The sequence below is a fragment of the Lentibacter algarum genome, assembly GCF_040580765.1.
In the GTDB taxonomy this organism is placed as follows: Bacteria; Pseudomonadota; Alphaproteobacteria; order Rhodobacterales; family Rhodobacteraceae; genus Lentibacter; species Lentibacter algarum.
On sequence record NZ_CP158687.1, the window covers coordinates 2306737 to 2326134 of the forward strand.

General features: G+C 55.4%; 18 protein-coding genes and 1 pseudogene. 7 read left to right on the forward strand and 12 right to left on the reverse strand.

Annotation, left to right across the window (positions count from 1 at the left end):
• Nucleotides 1-3: 3 nt before the first annotated feature.
• The 3 genes from hutU to hutI are packed head-to-tail and all read right to left on the reverse strand — an operon-like array spanning nucleotide 4 to nucleotide 3618.
• Complete coding sequence (hutU, locus tag DSM117340_RS11400) at nucleotides 4-1677, reverse strand: urocanate hydratase (protein ID WP_354689636.1); 1674 nt, start codon at nucleotides 1675-1677, stop codon at nucleotides 4-6.
• The gene (hutG, locus tag DSM117340_RS11405) at nucleotides 1674-2459 is read right to left on the reverse strand and encodes an N-formylglutamate deformylase (protein WP_354689637.1); all 786 of its coding nucleotides are present in this window, start codon (nucleotides 2457-2459) and stop codon (nucleotides 1674-1676) included. The genes hutU and hutG overlap by 4 nt, the downstream gene beginning before the upstream one ends.
• On the reverse strand, nucleotides 2449-3618 hold the full coding sequence (gene hutI, locus DSM117340_RS11410; RefSeq protein ID WP_354690036.1) for an imidazolonepropionase: 1170 nt from the start codon (nucleotides 3616-3618) through the stop codon (nucleotides 2449-2451). The genes hutG and hutI overlap by 11 nt, the downstream gene beginning before the upstream one ends.
• A 122-nt stretch (nucleotides 3619-3740) precedes the next feature.
• Between hutI and DSM117340_RS11415 the strand changes: the two genes are divergently transcribed.
• Together DSM117340_RS11415 and DSM117340_RS11420 are read left to right on the forward strand one after the other, a co-directional pair.
• The gene (locus DSM117340_RS11415) at nucleotides 3741-5096 is read left to right on the forward strand and encodes a formimidoylglutamate deiminase (RefSeq protein WP_354690037.1); all 1356 of its coding nucleotides are present in this window, start codon (nucleotides 3741-3743) and stop codon (nucleotides 5094-5096) included.
• A 5-nt stretch (nucleotides 5097-5101) separates the two neighbouring features.
• Nucleotides 5102-5794, forward strand: a complete 693-nt coding sequence (locus DSM117340_RS11420; protein ID WP_354690038.1) for a GntR family transcriptional regulator — start codon at nucleotides 5102-5104, stop codon at nucleotides 5792-5794.
• Here the strand turns inward: DSM117340_RS11420 and DSM117340_RS11425 are convergent.
• From DSM117340_RS11425 to DSM117340_RS11450, 6 genes are all read right to left on the reverse strand, one after another.
• Entirely contained in the window at nucleotides 5757-6185 is a 429-nt protein-coding gene (locus tag DSM117340_RS11425) for a hypothetical protein (RefSeq protein WP_354689638.1), read from the reverse strand. The genes DSM117340_RS11420 and DSM117340_RS11425 overlap by 38 nt on opposite strands.
• Before the next feature lie 41 nt (nucleotides 6186-6226).
• Nucleotides 6227-6793 carry a tyrosine-type recombinase/integrase gene (locus DSM117340_RS11430; protein WP_354689639.1) on the reverse strand — a complete coding sequence of 189 codons (567 nt, stop codon included), beginning with the start codon at nucleotides 6791-6793 and terminating at the stop codon, nucleotides 6227-6229.
• A 183-nt stretch (nucleotides 6794-6976) separates the two neighbouring features.
• Complete coding sequence (locus DSM117340_RS11435) at nucleotides 6977-7780, reverse strand: TlpA disulfide reductase family protein (RefSeq protein WP_354689640.1); 804 nt, start codon at nucleotides 7778-7780, stop codon at nucleotides 6977-6979.
• A 61-nt stretch (nucleotides 7781-7841) separates the two neighbouring features.
• Complete coding sequence (locus tag DSM117340_RS11440; protein ID WP_354689641.1) at nucleotides 7842-8174, reverse strand: DUF3768 domain-containing protein; 333 nt, start codon at nucleotides 8172-8174, stop codon at nucleotides 7842-7844.
• A complete protein-coding gene (locus DSM117340_RS11445) occupies nucleotides 8167-8631 on the reverse strand; it encodes a hypothetical protein (protein ID WP_354689642.1) in 465 nt (154 codons plus the stop codon). The genes DSM117340_RS11440 and DSM117340_RS11445 overlap by 8 nt, the downstream gene beginning before the upstream one ends.
• A gap of 418 nt (nucleotides 8632-9049) precedes the next feature.
• Nucleotides 9050-9691 carry a hypothetical protein gene (locus tag DSM117340_RS11450; protein ID WP_354689643.1) on the reverse strand — a complete coding sequence of 214 codons (642 nt, stop codon included), beginning with the start codon at nucleotides 9689-9691 and terminating at the stop codon, nucleotides 9050-9052.
• 146 nt (nucleotides 9692-9837) lie between these two features.
• Here DSM117340_RS11450 and DSM117340_RS11455 point away from each other — a divergent pair, with 146 nt between their 5' ends.
• Complete coding sequence (locus DSM117340_RS11455; protein WP_354689644.1) at nucleotides 9838-10164, forward strand: DUF6626 family protein; 327 nt, start codon at nucleotides 9838-9840, stop codon at nucleotides 10162-10164.
• A gap of 153 nt (nucleotides 10165-10317) precedes the next feature.
• Nucleotides 10318-10680 carry a hypothetical protein gene (locus tag DSM117340_RS11460; RefSeq protein ID WP_354689645.1) on the forward strand — a complete coding sequence of 121 codons (363 nt, stop codon included), beginning with the start codon at nucleotides 10318-10320 and terminating at the stop codon, nucleotides 10678-10680.
• A 458-nt stretch (nucleotides 10681-11138) separates the two neighbouring features.
• On the opposite strand, the pseudogene DSM117340_RS11465 reads toward DSM117340_RS11460, so the two are convergent.
• From DSM117340_RS11465 to DSM117340_RS11475, 3 genes and pseudogenes are all read right to left on the reverse strand, one after another.
• Nucleotides 11139-11851 (reverse strand): annotated as a pseudogene (locus tag DSM117340_RS11465) (transposase).
• 137 nt (nucleotides 11852-11988) lie between these two features.
• Nucleotides 11989-13464: an aldehyde dehydrogenase family protein gene (locus DSM117340_RS11470; protein WP_271437136.1), complete on the reverse strand. Its 1476-nt coding sequence runs from the start codon at nucleotides 13462-13464 to the stop codon at nucleotides 11989-11991.
• 99 nt (nucleotides 13465-13563) lie between these two features.
• Complete coding sequence (locus tag DSM117340_RS11475; RefSeq protein ID WP_354689646.1) at nucleotides 13564-14457, reverse strand: LysR substrate-binding domain-containing protein; 894 nt, start codon at nucleotides 14455-14457, stop codon at nucleotides 13564-13566.
• 96 nt (nucleotides 14458-14553) lie between these two features.
• On the opposite strand from DSM117340_RS11475, the gene DSM117340_RS11480 reads away from it, so the two are divergent.
• From DSM117340_RS11480 to DSM117340_RS11490, 3 genes are read left to right on the forward strand one after another with little or no spacing between them, the layout of a single operon-like run.
• Nucleotides 14554-15363, forward strand: coding sequence for an SDR family oxidoreductase (locus DSM117340_RS11480; RefSeq protein ID WP_354689647.1), 810 nt, complete (start codon nucleotides 14554-14556; stop codon nucleotides 15361-15363).
• Entirely contained in the window at nucleotides 15360-17546 is a 2187-nt protein-coding gene (locus tag DSM117340_RS11485; protein ID WP_354689648.1) for a cytochrome P450/oxidoreductase, read from the forward strand. The genes DSM117340_RS11480 and DSM117340_RS11485 overlap by 4 nt, the downstream gene beginning before the upstream one ends.
• Nucleotides 17543-19204 (forward strand): sulfatase-like hydrolase/transferase, encoded by a 1662-nt coding sequence (locus DSM117340_RS11490; protein ID WP_354689649.1) that lies wholly within the window; start codon nucleotides 17543-17545, stop codon nucleotides 19202-19204. The genes DSM117340_RS11485 and DSM117340_RS11490 overlap by 4 nt, the downstream gene beginning before the upstream one ends.
• The last annotated feature ends 194 nt before the right edge of the window (nucleotides 19205-19398 follow it).

Consider the following 19398-nt stretch of genomic DNA (forward strand, 5'->3'; position numbering starts at 1 on the left):
GGGTCAGTTCCCCAAGATGCGCGGCAGGCGCAGGCCATTGGCCTTTGCGCATTCGATCGCCTCTTCATACCCGGCATCCGCATGACGCCAGACGCCTGAAGCGGGGTCATTCCACAGAACGCGCTCGATCCGTTTGGCGGCCTCTGGTGTTCCATCCGCACAGATCACAACGCCAGAATGCTGGCTAAATCCCATACCAACGCCACCGCCGTGATGGATTGAAACCCATGTTGCGCCGCTGGCCGTGTTGACCAGCGCGTTTAGCAGCGGCCAGTCACTTACAGCATCCGAGCCGTCTTTCATGGCTTCGGTCTCGCGGTTGGGCGAAGCAACAGAACCACTGTCGAGATGGTCACGGCCAATGACAACAGGAGCCTTTAACTCGCCACTGGCGACCATTTCGTTGAAGGCAAGGCCCGCCCTGTGACGATCGCCGAGCCCGATCCAGCAGATACGCGCAGGCAGCCCTTGAAAGGCGATGCGTTCCTGGGCCATGTCGAGCCAGTTGTGCAGATGGGTGTTCTCTGGGAAGAGTTCTTTCATCTTCGCATCAGTCTTGTAAATGTCTTCAGGGTCTCCCGACAGCGCTGCCCAGCGGAACGGGCCGATGCCACGGCAGAACAACGGACGGATATAGGCAGGCACAAAACCGGGGAAGGCAAAGGCATTCTCTAGCCCTTCTTCCAGTGCGACTTGTCGAATGTTGTTTCCGTAATCCAGTGTCGGCACACCAGCGTTCCAGAAATCAACCATCGCCGCCACATGGGTCTTCATTGAGGCGCGGGCCGCATTTTCGACCGCTTTGGGATCACTTTCCTGTTTGTCTTTCCACTCCGCCATGCTCCAGCCCTGCGGCAGGTAGCCATGCAGCGGATCGTGTGCGCTGGTCTGGTCAGTCACCATGTCAGGGCGAATGCCGCGCTTGTAGAGTTCGGGGAAGACATCGGCAGCATTGCCGAGCAATCCGACCGATTTCGCTTCGCCTGCCGCTGTCCATTTTTCGATCATGGCGAGCGCTTCGTCCAACGTATCGGCACGTTCATCAACGTATTTTGTGCGCAGGCGAAAATCTATGCTCTCTGGATTACACTCCACCGCGAGGCAACACGCACCGGCCATCACGGCCGCAAGTGGCTGCGCGCCGCCCATGCCGCCGAGGCCTCCAGTGAGAATCCATTTTCCTTTTAGATCACCATCATAGTGCTGGCGCCCTGCTTCGACGAAGGTCTCATATGTGCCTTGAACGATACCTTGCGAGCCGATGTAGATCCATGACCCAGCGGTCATCTGACCGTACATCGCAAGACCTTTTTTATCGAGTTCGTTAAAGTGATCCCAAGTGGCCCAATGGGGTACAAGGTTGGAGTTGGCAATAAGAACGCGCGGGGCGTCCGTGTGGGTTTTGACGATGGCAATAGGTTTGCCCGATTGCACGACCAATGTCTCGTCATCTTCAAGGTCTTTGAGGCTCGCAACGATGGTATCGAAATCTTGCCAAGTACGCGCGGCACGGCCGATGCCGCCATAAACGACTAGCTCGTGCGGGTTCTCGGCCACATCCGGGTGCAGGTTATTCATCAGCATCCGCAGGGGCGCTTCGGTCATCCAACTTTTTGCGTTCAGGTTTGGTCCGGTGGGTGGGTAGATATCACGGATGTTCTTACGTGGGTCGCTCATGTGGGTCTCCAGACGGACAGTGTTTCTAAGATCGATTTGAGGGTAACGCGGAGATTCTCCGCGCGTTCGTCGACATAAGCCCAAGGGGCGCTCTCGATCATGTATGTCGATTGAGCCAGCTCCATCTGAATGGCGTGAAAGCCCTCAGATGGCTTGCCGTAATGGCGCGTTGTCCAGCCGCCTTTGAAGCGGCCATTGTTAATTAGCGTGTATTCGGCTGCCTTGAAGCAGATAGAGGTGACGGCCTCTTCTAGTGCGGGAGCGCAGGTCGTCCCAAGGTTTGTGCCGATGTTGAAGTCCGGCAGCGTGCCGTCGAAAAGGTACGCGATCTGTGAGCGGATGGAGTGGCAGTCGTAAAGGATTGCAAAGCCGTGAATGGCTTTAATGCGGTCCAGTTCAGCCTCCAAGGCGGCGTGATAGGGCGCGTGGAAGGCCACTCGGCGGCGCTCGATTTCGACCGCGTCCGGTTCTTGTCCTTCAAGGTAAATGCTCTGCCCGTCAAAATCTGTCAGCGGACAGAGGCCAGTTGTGTTCTGGCCAGGGTAAAGGCTTGCGCCACTCGGGTCGCGGTTGACGTCGATCACATAACGATGGATCGGGGTGCGTACGGTTGTAACACCCTCTAACAACCCGTCATAAAGGTTGTGAATGTGCCAGTCCGTATCGGCCATAGCACGGCCTGTTTCGTTCATCCGCGCAAGGCAATCGGTGGGAATGTTTGTGCCCGTATGGGGCAAGCCCAGAACCAGCGGGCTTGTGCCGCGAGAGGTCTCAATCTGCATCAAATTGCCCCCCAAACATACGTTTGTGCAGCGGGTTGATGCCAATTCCATAGGACAGCTCGGCAGGTGACGTTACATCCCAGATCGCTAAGTCAGCCCGTTGGCCGGCAGCAAGTGTTCCACGGTCAGAAAACCCAAGCGCGCGGGCGGCGCTGCGGGTTGTTCCTGCCAAGGCTTCAGCGGGTGTCAGGCGAAACAGCGTGCATGCCATGTTCATCGCTAGGAGGACAGAGCCAAGCGGCGATGAACCTGGGTTCCAGTCGGTTGCGACGGCCATGTGCACGCCGTGCTTTCGAAAGGCTGCGATCGGTGGCGCTTGCTCTTCGCGGATCGCATAGAAAGCCCCGGGCAGGATCACCGCAACACTGCCGGAGCGCGCCAATGCTTCCGCGTCGGCGTCGCTGGCATATTCGACATGGTCTGCCGACAAGGCGTCAAACTCCGCCGCAAGGGCGGTGCCGCCAATATTGCTCAACTGTTCGGCATGCAGCTTTACAGGCAAGCCGAGCGCGCGCGCCGCTTCAAAAACACGGCGCATTTGGGCGGTGTCAAAGGCGATGCCTTCACAGAACCCGTCTACCACATCAACCAATCCCTCGGCGTGAGCCGTTTTGAGGGTCGGAATGCAAATGTCATCAATATAGCTGTCGGCATCAGCACCTGCGGGCACCGCATGAGCACCCAAAAAACTGGTGCTAACATTGATCGGACGGGCGCTCGCGACAGCGCGTGCAACACGTAGCATTTTTAGCTCGGTGTCATGATCCAGCCCGTAACCGGACTTGATCTCGATGGTGGCAACACCTTCGGAAATCAGCGCGTCTGCTCGACGCAAGGTGGCTTCAAGAAGGTCTTCCTCGCTGGTCTCACGCGTTGCCTTTACGGTGGAAACGATACCGCCTCCCGCGCGAGCAACTTCTTCGTAGCTCGCGCCTTCAAGGCGCATTTCGAATTCCTGCGCGCGGTTTCCGCCATGGACGATATGCGTGTGGCAGTCAATCAGGGCCGGTGTGACGAGGCGACCACCACAGTCATGCGTCGGCAGTTTTGCAATTTCAGCAGGGCAGTCGTGTATCTGTCCAACCCAACGGATCTGACCCTGCTCGAGCGCAATGCCAGCGTCTTTGATCAGCCCGTAGCCGGATGCGGTATCGACCATCGTCGCTGCCTTGAGGTGAGTGAGTAGGACTGAGTCGCTCATGGAAACACCTTGAATAAGTAGGTGCCTTTAATTAATATGTAGCTACTTAATTAAGTCAAGGAATTCTTGCTGTGTAAAAAATTGTCACCAAACAGGCACTTACATCGAACGGATGGGAAGCGAATGTCGAGATTGGCATCAAAGACAGGAGAATCGCGCACATTAGGCCCGCCCCCCACGGAGCCACGCCAACAGTCGGGCTGGCTCTTGCTGCGCCGCTAAACTTGCACAGTCATTCATTCCAGCGCGCGATGTCGGGGCTAACAGAAGCGCGCGGGCCCGACCCAAGCGACAGCTTCTGGACATGGCGGCGACTGATGTACAAGTTTCTCGATCAGCTGACACCAGACCAAATTCAGGCTATTGCCGCACAGGTCTTTCTGGAAATGTTGGAGGCGGGTTACTCAAGCGTCGCCGAATTCCATTACCTACATCATAACGCAGGTGGTGTGCCTTACGCTAACTTGGCAGAGCTGTCCGAACAGATCGTGGAGGCTGCAAAAGACGTTGGCATCGGCCTGACACTGCTCCCCGTTCTCTATCAGTTCGGCGGACTTGATAAGCGCCCCTTGGCAGGTGGCCAGCGACGCTTTGGAAACGACCCCATGCAATTCGCTCGGCTGCACGAAGGCGCGGCAAAGGCCGTGGCAACAGGCCCCGAGGACTTTAACATCGGCGTTGCGCCGCATTCGTTGCGCGCCGTCGACACATTGGGGCTGAGCGATGCTCTATCGCTTGCTGGCAATGGGCCGGTTCACATGCATTTGGCCGAACAGGTAGCCGAGGTTGAAGAAGTGCAAGCGGCCCTCAACGCACGCCCAACCGAATGGTTGCTAAGCAACTATGATGTCGATCCGCGCTGGTGTCTGATCCATTGTACGCAGATGACGCCGCTGGAAACACAGGCGCTGGCGGCCACAGGTGCTGTCGCTGGCCTATGCCCTATCACAGAGGCCAATCTGGGCGACGGGATCTTCAACGGCACGCACTATCTGGGCCACGGTGGCAATATCGGGTTTGGCTCTGATTCAACCGTGCATATCTCCCTGTTTGAGGAGCTGAAATCGCTCGAATACTCGCAACGCCTGCGCGACAAAAGCCGCGCGGCCCTTGCCAAGGCGGATCGCTCGACAGGGCGTGTCTTGTTTGAGGCGGCGGCAAGGGGCGGCGCTCAGGCTGGTGGCCGTGACAGCGGCACCCTTGCAGTGGGCAAGCTGGCGGATATTTTGGCGGTTGATCTGGACAACGAATGGGGCGTTAACCGGTCAGGCGATATGGCACTAGATACTCTTATATTCGGTGGTAATGGGCAGCGTTGCATCAGCGATGTTTGGAGCGCCGGACGCCACGTTGTCAAAGAGGGTCGCCATATTGAGCGTGAACGTATAACAAAGAAGTTCACCGCAACAATGGCAGAACTGGAGCAGAATATTTGACACAAGTGTCGCGCTTATCTTGGCAAGAAGTCAGAGATCAGATCCGCGCAGGAATTCTCAATCGTACTTTTTCGCCTGGCGACAAACTGCCACGCGATGCGGATATTGCAGATCAGTTAGGGTGCGCACGATCTACAGTGCAACGCGCTATGCGCAATCTGTCAGACGCCGGGCTAGTGGAGCGCAAGCGCAAAGGCGGCACTCATGTTCGCTTGGATCCTGTAACGCGTGCCACGCTTGATATTCCCATCACGCGACGCGAGGTGGAAAGGCGTGGGAGCATTTATGGCTATCATCTAATTGATCAAGAGCGTTCTGAAACTGCACGAGAGGTTGCCGGAAAATTCGAGTTATCAGGGCCAACACAAATGATGCGAGTGCGGGCGTTACATTTGGCTGATCACAAGCCACACATATATGAGGATCGCTGGGTGTGCACAGATACAGTGCCTGAAATCCTCAATGTCGATTTGGCGCGCGAAAGTGCCAATGAATGGCTAGTTAGGAACAAACCATTCACCCGCTGCGATCTCAGGTTTTATGCAATTTCTGCCGATGTGGAGACGGCACAACACCTCAGCATTGAGAAAGGCAGCGCCTTGCTTGTGATTGAACGAACAACTTGGATCGGGACTGCGCCCATCACCTTAGTCAAAGCCTTCACCGCGCCAGGATACGAGCTTTTGACCTCGATTTAGGGGCGTTGTTCGGTTGGCAGATCAGGGAAAGATCGAGTTGCAAACGCCATGCGAATCCAGTGTGCGAAACGCGTAGTCGATGCCCGTGCACAGCCTCCTCCGCCTTTAGTTTGCCGCCCGTTCGAGAAGAAAAATTGGTAGGCTTGGCAAATCTCAGTTGCAAAATGCCTATGCGGCACGGATGATAGTCGATACTTGTACCATCGCCGAGAGCGACCATTTGGCCCACGTTCCAGCTCGGGACGCCCAGTTGTTCACCGAAGATCACATGAATGGCCGGTTTTTGCGTTGCATAGCGGAACCGCGAGCCGCGCACTTGAAGCATCTGTCGCGCTGCAAGCGCACGCAGCACAAAATAACAGTGACCAAGTTGGGGCTCGAAGCTGTTCATCGCTGCGCGGCACATGAAGGCCCACTATGGGCCGAAAGCGATTACAGCAACTCCACCGCCTCACTCAGTTGCTCCGCATTCACGTCGATATACCGCTGAGTAGTCGATATATGCGAATGTCCCGCCAACTCGGCCAGCAAGCGCACACCCACCCCTTTGTTGGCCAACCTCGTGATGTAAGTGCGTCTTCCCGAATGGCTTGAAGCATCCTTGAGCCCCACAGCCTTGTAGATGTCCAAGAACAGCTGACACATTGTGTTTGCTGAGAAGTGCCCGCCCTTTTGGCTCTCGAACAGTGGGCGCTGTGGATTGCCCAAGTATTTGATCGCACCATAGTCTCCAAGCGCCTTACGAAGCCGCTGGTTCAAATACACCGTGCGTGTGTGCCCGCCTTTGCTTTGTGCTGCGCTGAGGATGAACTGCTCACGCACGTTGCCTGCCTCATCAAACACATTGCCGACTGTGAGAGCGGCAATCTCCTTGGCCCTTAACCCTGCGTAGAAGCTAGTGAGTATGATTGTCTCATCACGTGTTGGATGACGACGGCTGCGGCAGTATTGTATAACCCTGCGCAGTTGCGCCTCGTTCAATGTCTGTGCTTGGCGCATGTGCTGATCCCCTCAAAACCTAAGCTTTTGTGTGCTTTGAGTATAAAGTCTGAGGTATTGGTCTTCCTACTGGAAAGACGCCTTAGATGAAGTCTATATTTTACAATGACTTACGCAATAATCTCATACTATGTAACTTCTATGAGGTTTTGTGCGACAGCGTTCTGCTCGCTGTAAATCGCGCTACTGCAACCGTTCAATCCGGCTCAACAACACCTCGCGTGAAATCTCGCCCACATGTGTGTGCGCAAGCACGCCGTCAGGGCCGATGAACAGCGTTACAGGCAGTCCCACTGTGCTATAATGCTGTGAGAGCATCCTACTGGTATCGATCAGCATGTGTTCTGGGCTAATACCCTTACCGGCTAGGTATCGGTTAACATGGGCGGCAGTTTCACCTTGGGATGCCAAAAGGAAAATGACATCATCACGCTGCTCGGCAATTGTTACGAGCATAGGCAATTCGCGGCGACAAGGCGGACACCATGTGGCCCAGAGGTTGATGATGATCGGCTTGTCTGAAGCGACGAGTGACGTCAGAACTAGTCTCTCACCCTCGATTGTTACCAAAGGTTCTACAGGCAATGCTACAGGCGCGCGGGGCGCAACATCGAAGAGCACCACTTGCCACACGATCACGCCTGCCCAAAGCGCCGAAGCAGCAGGTACAAAGGGCAATGACCGCCACAATGACCAAGCTGTAACGAGTACAACTCCAATTGCTGCACCTGCTACTGAGAACCCACCTTGCCAGATGGCAATAATGCGCCAAGGTTCTTCCGCAAAACTGGGCCAAAAGGCGATCACATGACTAAGCCGGGCCCCAATGAAGGCCCACAAGACGGTTGTACTGGACCAGCTGCTTAATGCGCGATTTTTGGTTACACGTGCGAAGATCTCTGCGACGACAACAAATACGACCACGCCGAGCAGTGCTGCAAAGCGTTCAATGCTGAGAACAAATGGGCCGAGGTCTATTGCTGACATGCCGACCGGGTATCAACACATGGGCGTGATTGCCAGCGTCAACCAGTCTATGGGTGGCTCTTCAATACTCCTCTGCCAGCATGACGGTGAGCACCCGTGCAGTCACAGCAGGATCGCTTGGATCAGGCGAGTGCATCTGCAGGTCTAGATCGTAATAGTCAAACTTCCAAAAGAACGTGTTGCCGTTTAGCTTGATGGCCCCAAAGTCATGCTCCGCATATGGGTCGTTGTCTAGCGTGAATGCATCGAAGTCCTCTACGGCAATCAGCAGTTCTGTAACTGTGATAGGGTCACAGGCCAACACGCCTTGAGTGAGTATCCAGCGACAATGATCAAGACGCCGCCGCGCCCGATCGTTAAGTGCAGCTATAATTGCTGTGTTTGCGTCAGGCATTGGCATTTGCTGCTGCCTTGGCTGCCCCGGGTTTGATGCGTGGTTGCCGTTCTGCAACTTTGGTGATGGCCCCATCCAAATCCCCTTCCGCAGCTGCATTGAGGAAGGCATCAAGAACAGCTGCCACCTCATCCAATGACTTCACAAACACCGCATTGTTGGTGCCATCGGCTGCAATCACACGTGCTCCATAACGACACTGAACATACCAGCCACTGTCTTGCTCAAAGAACCATGGGCGAACACGGCGATGCGTTTTGATCAGCTGTGCTTCTCCAAACTCATCCTTGATCCATTTGTGTCGTTCAACCCGATGATCTTGCTTCTTGAGTACTGCCGCATGCACCAGCTTTTGTTCCTTAAGCCCTGCTACGAGTTTGTCACGTCTACTGATGATGGGATCGCGTTTGGTGCTGCGATCAACTGTTTTGAATGTAAGCTTTGCGAGATGTGTCATGTGCGCTCCTTGCTGTTTGGTTACAGCTAAAGCGTATGTTCAAATGAAACATTGGACGACCGAAAAGAAAGTCAAGTATCTGAATTTATGAGATAATATTAGACTATGGGGTAATGCACAGATAAGTGCAGCATTGGTCACATGTGTTCGCGCTTAATGATTGGCGTATAAAAAAGCAGCGCTCACACACCGACCCCGCGCCCACAAAAAAAGCGTCTAACGGTTTGCTCCGCTGACGCTGTCTTTCTGTTAAGTCTCTGTCTGTTTGATCATCTTCGTTTGAGCTAGTCTTGATGTTCTGTGTTCTTTTGAACCTTTGTTAGTTTGAACAACAGCTCGTGAACAAGGATGTGCCAAGACCTGCGCCATTGGCATCTGTCGTGTTCAAACTGCTCAGGTGTTTGCTGTGCGAAGGGGCTTAGCCACGCTCCATCATCTGCAAATCACCGCTTGCCTCATATTGTGCCTGTTGTGTGTTTAATGCCTGTTGTGCCTGCTGTAGCCAGAGTGGGCTGGCTGCCCTTGAAATGCGATGTGCTTGTTGTTGGGTGTAGTGCTCATTCAATGCGTGCTGTGGCTGCGGATTTGAATGCTCTGCATTCCAACTGAGGTTGTCTGAGATTGTGTCACTGCCCATGCGCCAGTATTCGTGCGTGACATAGCTTGTCACAGCTGCACGGTCTTTTACGGGCATGATCCAGTTTTTAACGAGTGGCGCTGTTTGTGTGTGATGCTGCGCCCAGATTGCATTGAGCAAACAGCACATGTGTTCTGTGTCCTGCAGTGGGCTTGGCATTACGAAGTGAACATGGAAGTTCTCATAATCCGCGCCCTCATGTGCAAAGCACCAGCGTGGCACGCGCATGTTCTGACGCTCAGCGGCTTTGCCATAGATCACGCGATCCACTTTGTTCCAGTAGCTGCGCAGGAGTTTGTTGGCGCTCGCTCTGCCAATGGTTCTGCCGTTCACGAACTTGAGCGTGCCAAACACATTCCAGTCTTGCGCCAGCAGATACTGCACCAATGCCTGTCGTTCTTGTTTGCGCTGCTCAAATCCCATGTGGTTCTCCGCATGTATTTATCAACGAAGAAGGAAAACAGGGCAGAAACGGCAGTGTGAAGATTGGATGGAAAGCCTGATGGATAAATACGCCGGCTCAGCAGCGATGAGATAAATACAATGCAAACAATGCATTGGAGGATTGGATGAGCATAAGACTATTGGAACACATGCGCGATGAGTTGATAGCAACGGGCATTGTGCAGAACACACCGGAGTTCTGCCACAGTTGGCTGGGACGCAGTGAGGGCTATATCCGCGTGCTGCGCTACCACAACACGGAACCCAGTGTAGAAACCCTGAGCATTTGTGCAAGCAAGCTTGGGTATTATGCAGCGCGATTGGCGGCAAGTGATCAGCAAAATCATCAAGCGTGGAGTGAGCGTTTGGCAAACCTTAAGGCACTTTGTGACAGGGCCATAGCTGAGCAGTCAGAGGCAGTGTGGCGTGCGCCAGAACGGATGGCGGTATAATGCGATTTAATCATTGCAACGTCACTTATGACGTATCTCATCCGAAATTCCCCCTGCAGCCGCAAAAATCTGCGCTGCGGATTTTTCTAGGGAAGTACTTATCAAGTCTGGGTGGTCTTTTACTAACCCCACTCCCCTCAACTGGAGGCGCATATGACTGACCGCGAGGAACTACGCCGACTGATAGATGTGATTGAGAAGGCTTCAGCTAGTGTTCAGCTGGATCAAGCCATTGAGGACATTAAGACTTTTGCCAACACCACAAGCTTCTTAGCAAACAAGCTGGAGACACGCCTCAAGGGTGGCGCAGTAAAGGCAAAGAGCAAACCCAAATCACGTATTGGCAAGGCCATTGCACCACCGCAAATTCCCAAGCCCAATGGGCCCAAGCCACAACAGGCTGCGCCAGACGCTGCAGGTGGCGGCATGCCCTCAGCCCTATCAACTGCAACATCACAGGCTGACTACGACAGGCTAAAGCCGCAAGGGGCGCAGGGACCAATATCTGGCAGCTGAACATTGTGGGTGTCACACAGCGTCTGTGCGCGGGCTGTAAGCGGTGACTACGTTAGGTCTGCGCTCAGTGTAGCGAGCAACTAGGGTTACTGCGCTACGCTGCTTTTTGGATGGAAACAAACATATATTGAGTTCATGAAGACTTGTAATTTTTGGTTGAAGGTCTGGCAGAGAGGTATGCCTTAGAAGGTGACTTCTTAAACTTTTGCAAAGCGGTCGTTGGTCCAAGACGCAGCGAACGGCGAGAAAGAGCCCACAGCAGAAGTGCCAAAATCTTGCTGCGTGCGCATGCAGCACGAGAACCTGCTGCGCCGCCGCAAAATCGTCGCCGCATCGCAGAGGTGGATGCGGTCATTCGGGCATTAGGCAGCGATTCTGAAGTCCTGAATTCACACACTGCGGGAGGGAGTGTCATGAATTTTGTGTATCTGGCCGACCCATGCGGGTTTCAGATATTGTCACGCGCTGAAGCGATCCTCGAACATGATAGCGAAATGATTGCGGGCGGCAAACCATTCTCGGACATTGCGGCCTCCTCTCGCGAAGTTGCGGATGGCCAGGTAGATCAGCTTTGTCGCGGCTTTTTCGGTTGAGAATGAGCCGCGGGTCTTGATGGATTTGCGGATCACACGGTTCAGGCTCTCGATAGCATTGGTCGTGTAGATGATCTTGCGGATCGCCGGATCGCCGGATCGAAGGCGAAGAACGGGATCACCTCCTGCCACGCTCGCCGCCATGCCGGAGCGATTCTGGCATATTTTCCGGCCCATTTTTCCTCGAAGGCATCCAGTTCCGCAGCCGCCAGATCGGCTGTGGCGGCCCCGTAAATCAGGCGTAGATCGGCGGCTACAACCTGGCGGTCTTTCCATGCGTAGAAGTTCAGAGAATGGCGTCCAGATGCACGATGCAGTCTGGACCGCGGCACCGGGAAAGGCAACTCGCCGTCCCGGCCCTTCAGGCGCTTGGCTGACGTGCCGTTGCGCCGGTTGGGCTGACTCGGTGGCGCGTCCTTGCCGTCCTCCTGGCCCAGATGGGCCGTCAGCTCCGCGCCTAACATGCGTTCCATCAGCTTGATCTGCAGCTCTTTCATCAACCCGGCGTCGCCAAGCAGATCTTCAGGCCGCTCGCAGCCCTTCAGCCGTTCGTCCAGTAATTCCTTGGAAATCGTCATCGTCCTTGCTCCTCTCAAGAAGCATGGATCAAAGCGCAGTTAGACCGAAGATCGGACACTCTCCTGCGGGACTTTCCATACCACCTCTCTGATTGGTCGGGCTGGCACTTCCGGTCCCTTGGTTCTGGGATTCTGAACTAGAGGAGGCTTCCGGGCGATCCAGCAATTGAGTGATAGCCTTGAAACTGAAGAACGCCCTCATAGCCAAAATTCCGCCCGATGCCAGATTTCTTGAAACCGCCGAACGGGCCATTGTTATCCATCGCCGAAGGCCCATGCGCATTGATAAAGCTGTAACCTGCTTCGATGCGACGGGCGAGAGCGACCGCGCGATCTGTATCTTCGGACCAGATGGATGAGGCGAGGCCGAATTGATCGTCATTGGCCATGGCAATCGCCTCATCTTCCGTCTCGAACGGCAGGATTGGCAAAATCGGGCCAAATTGCTCGTGCTTGACCACCGACAGAGACGGATCAGCATTGAAGACCAATGTGGGGCGTTGGAAATATCCGGTCTCAAACAACTCCTGATCCGAAATTTGGCCAAGCTCATGCACATCTTGTCCCTTGGCGCGCGCCTCGGCGATCATGTCGGTGACCACTTTCAGTTGTTTGGTGTTGTTCATCGGGCCCATGGTGGTTTCCGGCAGCAATCCGTCACCTATGACTTGCGCATTAAGCGCAGCGCGAAGGCCTTCCGCAACTTCATTAAAGCGGGATCTGTGCACATAAAGCCGCTTCAGGGCATAACAAATCTGACCGGTCGACATAAACGCCGCACGATAAAGCCGCTGAAACGCGTCGCCCGACAGGTCGGCATCGTGGCAAACGATACCAGCATCGTTGCCGCCGAGTTCAAGAGTTACCGGTGTGATGTTCTCGGCCGCTACTTTCATGACATGGCGGCCAACGTCGACGGAGCCGGTGAAGTTTACATACCGGACATGTCGATGGCCAATAATTGCATCGCCGATCTGGCTGGCTGATCCGGTGACGATATTCACGACACCCGGGGGCAGCATTTCTGCGACTCTCTGCAAGGTCAGCGCGGGAGCCAATGCTGAATTGGCCGATGGTTTCACGACAACCGTATTGCCTGCCATCAACGCTTGTGGAAGCTTTGCGCCCAGAATGGCCAGAGGCCAGTTCCAAGGCACAACCAAGGCGGCAACCCCGCGCGGCTGGCGGGTGATGATTGTGTCATTTGGCGCAGCCTTGATGAGTTCATCCTGCGCCAGACGCTCGCCATAGTTGGCGCACTGCAAGAACCGTTCGCCAAGGCGGCTGATTTCGAGGCGGGTTTCGAACAGGATCTTGCCGTGCTCGCGCGTGAAAACTTTGGCCCGGGCCTCGACCTCTTCCATGTTTTGCGTAATGGCTGCGGCGACTTTGCGTAACATATCGGCGCGTTCGCTGTAACTAAACGCCGCCCAGGCCGGAAAGGCGGCATGCGCGGCTTGCATGGCGCGTTCAACGTCATCAGGTGTTCCCGCCGCTGCACGCCCAACCAGTTCGGACGGGCGGGCCGGATTGAAAATCTCGTAGTTTCCGCCATCAGAGGCAGAACATGGCTCACCGTCGATGAAGAGTCTGGTTTCAGTTGCTGCGCCCATGGTCCCGCCCTTTCAGGAATGAAATTGCGACCAGCGTAGAACGGCAGCGCGATAATAATCAGTCCTGTTTTTGCTATCGCGAAAAGAAAAAACTATCGACTACATTGAGCTGACCCTCCGGCGAATGCACATGGCCAGCGCATCAGCCGCAGGTGTCAGCGGATGGCCAGCGCGGGTCATCAGCGCCAGTTGCAAAGGTTCAATCGTCTCGCGCACCGGTATGGAAGCAATCTTCCGGGCCTGTCCGAGCTCTTCCAGCAAGTGTCGGGGAAAGGTGCAAACCGCGCCCAGATTTTCGACCAGAGACAGCGCCCCAAAATACGATTCCGACGTTGCAATCGGCCTTGGGGGCGTGTGGCCATTTTCAATAAAGGGTTTGCGAAAGATATCGCCAGGGCCGCCGGGGCCACCAATCATGATCCAGTCGGCATCTGTCAACTCGCCAAGCGATTTGGCTGCCAAATGCTTGGAGGTGGCGGAGGTTACGACATCTATCGGAAGTTCAAGCAGTGGCTCAACCGTGATTTCACGCGCCAAGCCTGTCGGTGGTGCCGGCCCGACAAGGATATCAACGCGCCCTTCGCGCAGAGGCTTCAAGGCTTCGGGGAACAACCCGCCTGTCAACCGCACGTCGATATTCGCGTGGGTTTTGCGAAACAAGGTCAATGCTCTTGGCATCACACGCACGGCGGCGAGCGGCGACAAGCCAACAGTCACTGCACCGACCTGTTCGCCCCGCAACTGCGCAACTTCTTCTTCGAGCCGCGACACTTCTGACGTGATCGTGCGCGCGCGGCGCAAAATCCGCTCTCCAATCTTGGTCAATTCAACACCACGCGAGGTGCGGGTAAAGACAGCAACGCCTAGATCATCCTCGGCCTGACGCAACGCTTGCGTGAGCGCCGGCTGGGACTTGCCCAGCGTTTTGGCAGCCCCTCGAAGGCTTCCTTGTTCCGCGATCGCGACCAGGATTTGAATGTGCTGAACCCTCATCGTGATAATCAAATCTTATAGATGACGATATTTCAAGCCTTTTATTAATTGGCGCCGGGCATCACTCTTCAATACGAATTGAGAGAGGATCTGCGAATGTCTAAACTCACCTATGCCGTAACCGGAGTGGCAAGTGGTATCGGTGCTGAACTGGCCCGTGTTCTGAAAACCCAAGGCCACCGGGTCATCGGGTTTGATCTGCATGAGACCCACGTCAACGTTGACAGGTTCATCCCTCTTGATCTGGACGACATGGAGAGCATCGCGGCTGCCACTCGCCAGTTAGATGAACCGTTGAATGGGCTGTGCAACAATGCGGGTCTGCCGCCGCGCGACGGGCTTGAGGTCACCATCTTGCAGGTGAACTTCCTTGGCACCCGTGCCTTTACCCAACGCCTAAGGGACCATTTGTTGCCCGCTGCGTCGATCCTAAATATGGCCAGCCGCGCAGGGCACGGCTGGCGCGATGGGATTGATCAGGTCAAGCGACTGGCACAGCTCACACGGCGCGACCAACTCGAAGATTTTGTTCGCACAGAAGCGATCACTGCGACCCAGTGCTATAACCTGTCGAAGGAGGCGATCATCCTTTGGACAATTGCCGAAACCGAGACGATGGTCGCGCGTGATATCCGGGTGAATTCGCTGAGCCCGGGTGGCGTATTGACAGGCATCATTGGTGATTTTCAACGCGCCTTCGGTGACAAGATGGCCAAGAACGTCGCCCGTGCAGGGCGCACGGGAACCGCCGAGGAAATCGCCGAGATCGCAGCTTTTGTCTTGTCGCCTGCCAGCAATTGGCTGAAAGGCGAGGATATCGCAATTGATGGCGGTATGGGCGCGTTTAACCAATCTGACCTACTTGATCTGAAAAGCTTATGTTTACCCAAGGAGGTTTCAACATGAATGCGCGCGCGCCAATCCCGTCCGGCATTCCGGTTTCCAGCGTTGATTTCTATTCCGATGAAGCGATCCGAAATCCTTACCCCATGTACGAAGACCTCAGGGCGCTTGGCCCGGTGGTTTATCTTGAAAAGCACGATCTCTACGCGCTGCCAAACTATCGTGAAGTCAGCGAAGTCCTGCGCCAGCCGCTACTCTACTCCAGCGCCCGGGGCGTGTCGCCCCTGCAGAAAGTCAACGACATCCTTGTCGGCTCGACCTTGAATTCAGACCCACCGGCGCATGACCGCACCCGGTCCATCACAGCCGAGCCGCTGTATCCCGGGGCGTTGAAGGCGGTTGAGGCACAGATTCAGGACGCGGCCGAAGGCCTTGTTGATACGCTGTGCCAGCGCGGCGAATTTGATGCCGTAACCGATTTCGCCCGGTTTCTGCCGGTCACAATTGTCGCCGAACTGGTCGGCCTGCCGCCCGCCGTCGATAGCAAGCAGATGCTCAAATGGGCCAGTGCGACGTTCAATCTGTTTGGAACAGAGAACGACCGCACAAAAGCGGCCTTTGACGACCTCAAGGACCTGCGCGATTTCCTGGTCGAGTATGGGCGCCCTGAAAAGCTTAAAGACGGGGGATGGGCCAAACGCATTTTCGAAGTCGGTCCGGAACGTGGCATCTCGTTTGACACCTGCGCCCAGTTGATGCGGGACTATATCAACCCATCCCTTGATACGACAATTTCTGTGTCGGGCCAGTTGATCGAACTGTTCGCAAATAACCCGGATCAATGGAAGAAAATCCGTGAAAACCCGGAGCTGATTCCGAATGCTATCGAAGAAGCGGTCCGCGTTGGTGCCCCTGTGCGAGGCTGGACGCGCTATGTCTCGCAAGACACCAAACTTGCGGGTCAGCCGCTGCCCGAAGGTAGCCGCGTTCTGGTGATGTTTGCCTCGGCCAACCGCGATCCTGCGAAATACGAGGACCCGGCGCGTTTTGATGTGGCCCGCGATGTTCACGACCACATGGGCTTTGGACAGGGCGTTCATATGTGCATGGGGATGCATTTGGCCCGCTTGGAAATGCAAATCCTGGTCCGCGCCCTGCGCAGGCGGGTTGAGCGGTTTGAACTGCTTGATGAACCAACGGTTGCTTTGAACAATTCGGTCAGAGGCTACGCCACGCTGCCGGTTCGCGTCCATTTGGCCGATGATGTGCTGACAGAAGCCACGCGTGCAGAGATCGAAGACCCTTGGCTCAACGTAAAAGTCGCCAGCAGAGAGAACGTTGCGACCGATATCATAGGGCTTTCGCTTGAAAGTGCTAACGGCACGCCGCTTCCGGCCTATGAGGCGGGCGCGCATGTCGACGTCTACATCAGGTCAGGTATGATCCGTCAGTATTCGTTGACCGGCGATCCTGCGGATGTGTCGAAATATCGCCTTGGCATCCTGCTTGATCCGAAGTCGCGTGGGGGGTCTGCGGCAATCCACACCCAGTTCAAACAAGGTCAGGACATTCGCGTTGGTAAGCCGCGCAATAACTTCCCCATGCAAACCGGTGTGGCGCACAGCGTGCTTTTTGCGGGCGGCATCGGCATCACGCCCATGCTCAACATGGCCTATGCGCTTGAAGCTCAAGGCGCGTCCTGGGAACTGCACTATTGCGGGCGCACCGCCGACAGGCTGGCCTTCAAGGACGAGTTGAAACGCTTTGGCGACAAGGTCCAGTTGCATATTGATAGCGGCCCCAAGGCGCAGATGCTGGATGTGAACGCGGTGTTGGAAAACCCCGCCGCGGATCGGCACTTATACGTCTGCGGGCCCAACGGTTTCATGGATTTCATCGTGCAGGCGGCCGAAAAAAACGCCTGGAACAGCGCCTGCGTGCATCTTGAACGGTTCGGTGCCGAGGTGAACACCGATGGCGCGCCGTTCACTGTGGTAGCGCAAAAATCCGGCAAAATCTTTGAAGTTCAGCCGGGCGAAACGATCGCGCAAAAACTGGAAGAAAACGGCATCTCCGTTCAGGTCTCTTGCCAATCCGGAGTTTGCGGCACCTGCCTGACGCGTGTCGTTGAGGGAATGCCAGACCACCGGGATCTGGTGCAGACCGATCTGGAGAAAGCTTCGAACGCGCGGATCACCGTCTGCTGTTCGCGCTCGAAAACAAAGAAACTAGTGCTCGATCTGTGATTAAAGCCAAGAACATACTGTTCATCATGTTCGACCAGCTACGTTGGGATTACCTGAGCTGCGCCGGGCATCCGCATTTGCACACGCCTCATATAGATGCGCTTGCAGCCGAAGGCGTGCGGTTCTCCCGTGCCTATGTCCAGTCACCGGTGTGCGGCGCTTCGCGCATGTCGTTTTATACCGGCCGCTATGTGCATTCGCATGGCGCGACCTGGAACCGAGTGCCCCTGAAAGTTGGTGAACGGACCATGGGTGACCATCTGCGCAGCACCGGCATGGACTGTTGGCTGGTGGGCAAAACCCACATGAAAGCGGACTACGAAGGTATGGCCCTTCTTGGTATTGACCGCGAAAGCGAGATCGGGATGCGGGTGGAGCAATGTGGCTTTGACGTCTGGGAGCGCGATGACGGGATGCGGCCCGAGGGGCCGGATGGCCTTTATGACGAAAACGGGACCGAGCGATACAATGCGTATCTGAGAGAAAAAGGCTACCGTTCTGCCAACCCCTGGCATGACTTTGCCAATTCCGGGCGCGACGATGCAGATCCAGAAGAAATGGCCTCGGGCTGGTTTCTGAAAAACGCGCGCAAGGCGGCAGTTGTCGAGAACGACGATTCCGAAACACCCTATATGACTAGTCGCGCCATCGAGTTCATGGAGCAGTCGGGCAACAATCCGTGGTGCCTGCACCTGAGCTACATCAAACCTCATTGGCCCTATATCGCCCCGGCGCCTTACAACGACATGTATCGACCGGAACACGTGATCCCGGTGGCGCGCCATAACCGTGAAAGGGACGAGGCGCATCCTGTTTACAAGGCCTTCATGGACGGGCGCATTGGTAAGGCATTTTCCCGCGACGAGGTGCGCGAGGCCGTGATCCCCGCCTACATGGGTCTGGTCAAGCAGTGTGATGATCAGATGGGGCGGCTTTTTGCCTGGCTCAAGGAAACTGGGCGGTGGGACGACACAATGATCGTGCTGACCTCGGATCATGGCGACTATATGGGCGATCACTGGATGGGCGAAAAAGACTTGTTTCATGAGCCTTCCGTGAAAATCCCGCTGATCATCCGCGACCCCGGCGCGCAGGCGGATGCGACACGGGGCACCGTGTGTGAGGCATTGGTCGAAGGCATCGATCTTGCCCCGACGTTCCTTGAGGTTTCGGGTGGCGAGGCAAAGCCGCATATCCTTGAAGGGCGCTCCCTGATGCCCTGGTTGCACGGACAAACACCGGAATGGCGCGACTATGTTGTCAGCGAATACGACTATGGGACCAACCCTGCTGTGGCGAAACTGGCCGAAAATCCGTCGTCCGCAAGGCTTTTCATGATCGCAGACGAACGATGGAAATTCGTCCATGCCGAAGGGATGCGCTGCCAGCTGTTTGATATGCAAAGCGACCCTTTTGAATATGAAGATCTGTGGAAAAGTCCCGAACATCAGAGCATCATCACGCTGATGTATGAGCGGCTTGCGGTCTGGGGGCGGCGTTTGTCGCAGCGCACCACAAGAAGTGATGCACAAATCATCGCTGAACGCGAACGCTCACGAACACGCGGCATCACTTTGGGGATCTATGATGAAAGCGAACTTCCCCTGCCGTTCACCCAGTTTTATCGCGGCAAACCACGCCCGGACCCAACCGATTGAAATTGATGACGAGGAGGAAGTTGTCGGCACGATCAGGTATATGAAAAAACAATCGCGATCAAAAAATGGGCGAAACAAATTATCACAATCATGCGATAGGATGCCCCAGATAAACCAGGGCTGCGGTAGAATTTTACAACCATCTGGTTCGGGCCGCCAATGCGCGGCAAAGACGGTTGAATTGATCTTGCGGC

Bases quoted from the DNA above. Each gene is read 5' to 3' on its own strand.
- hutU (WP_354689636.1), bottom strand. From the start codon at position 1,677: ATGAGCGACCCACGTAAGAACATCCGTGATATCTACCCACCCACCGGA.
- hutG (WP_354689637.1), bottom strand. From the start codon at position 2,459: ATGCAGATTGAGACCTCTCGCGGCACAAGCCCGCTGGTTCTGGGCTTG.
- hutI (WP_354690036.1), bottom strand. From the start codon at position 3,618: ATGGTCGATACCGCATCCGGCTACGGGCTGATCAAAGACGCTGGCATT.
- DSM117340_RS11425 (WP_354689638.1), bottom strand. From the start codon at position 6,185: ATGAACAGCTTCGAGCCCCAACTTGGTCACTGTTATTTTGTGCTGCGT.
- DSM117340_RS11430 (WP_354689639.1), bottom strand. From the start codon at position 6,793: ATGCGCCAAGCACAGACATTGAACGAGGCGCAACTGCGCAGGGTTATA.
- DSM117340_RS11435 (WP_354689640.1), bottom strand. From the start codon at position 7,780: ATGTCAGCAATAGACCTCGGCCCATTTGTTCTCAGCATTGAACGCTTT.
- DSM117340_RS11440 (WP_354689641.1), bottom strand. From the start codon at position 8,174: ATGCCTGACGCAAACACAGCAATTATAGCTGCACTTAACGATCGGGCG.
- DSM117340_RS11445 (WP_354689642.1), bottom strand. From the start codon at position 8,631: ATGACACATCTCGCAAAGCTTACATTCAAAACAGTTGATCGCAGCACC.
- DSM117340_RS11450 (WP_354689643.1), bottom strand. From the start codon at position 9,691: ATGGGATTTGAGCAGCGCAAACAAGAACGACAGGCATTGGTGCAGTAT.
- DSM117340_RS11455 (WP_354689644.1), top strand. From the start codon at position 9,838: ATGAGCATAAGACTATTGGAACACATGCGCGATGAGTTGATAGCAACG.
- DSM117340_RS11460 (WP_354689645.1), top strand. From the start codon at position 10,318: ATGACTGACCGCGAGGAACTACGCCGACTGATAGATGTGATTGAGAAG.
- DSM117340_RS11470 (WP_271437136.1), bottom strand. From the start codon at position 13,464: ATGGGCGCAGCAACTGAAACCAGACTCTTCATCGACGGTGAGCCATGT.
- DSM117340_RS11475 (WP_354689646.1), bottom strand. From the start codon at position 14,457: ATGAGGGTTCAGCACATTCAAATCCTGGTCGCGATCGCGGAACAAGGA.
- DSM117340_RS11480 (WP_354689647.1), top strand. From the start codon at position 14,554: ATGTCTAAACTCACCTATGCCGTAACCGGAGTGGCAAGTGGTATCGGT.
- DSM117340_RS11485 (WP_354689648.1), top strand. From the start codon at position 15,360: ATGAATGCGCGCGCGCCAATCCCGTCCGGCATTCCGGTTTCCAGCGTT.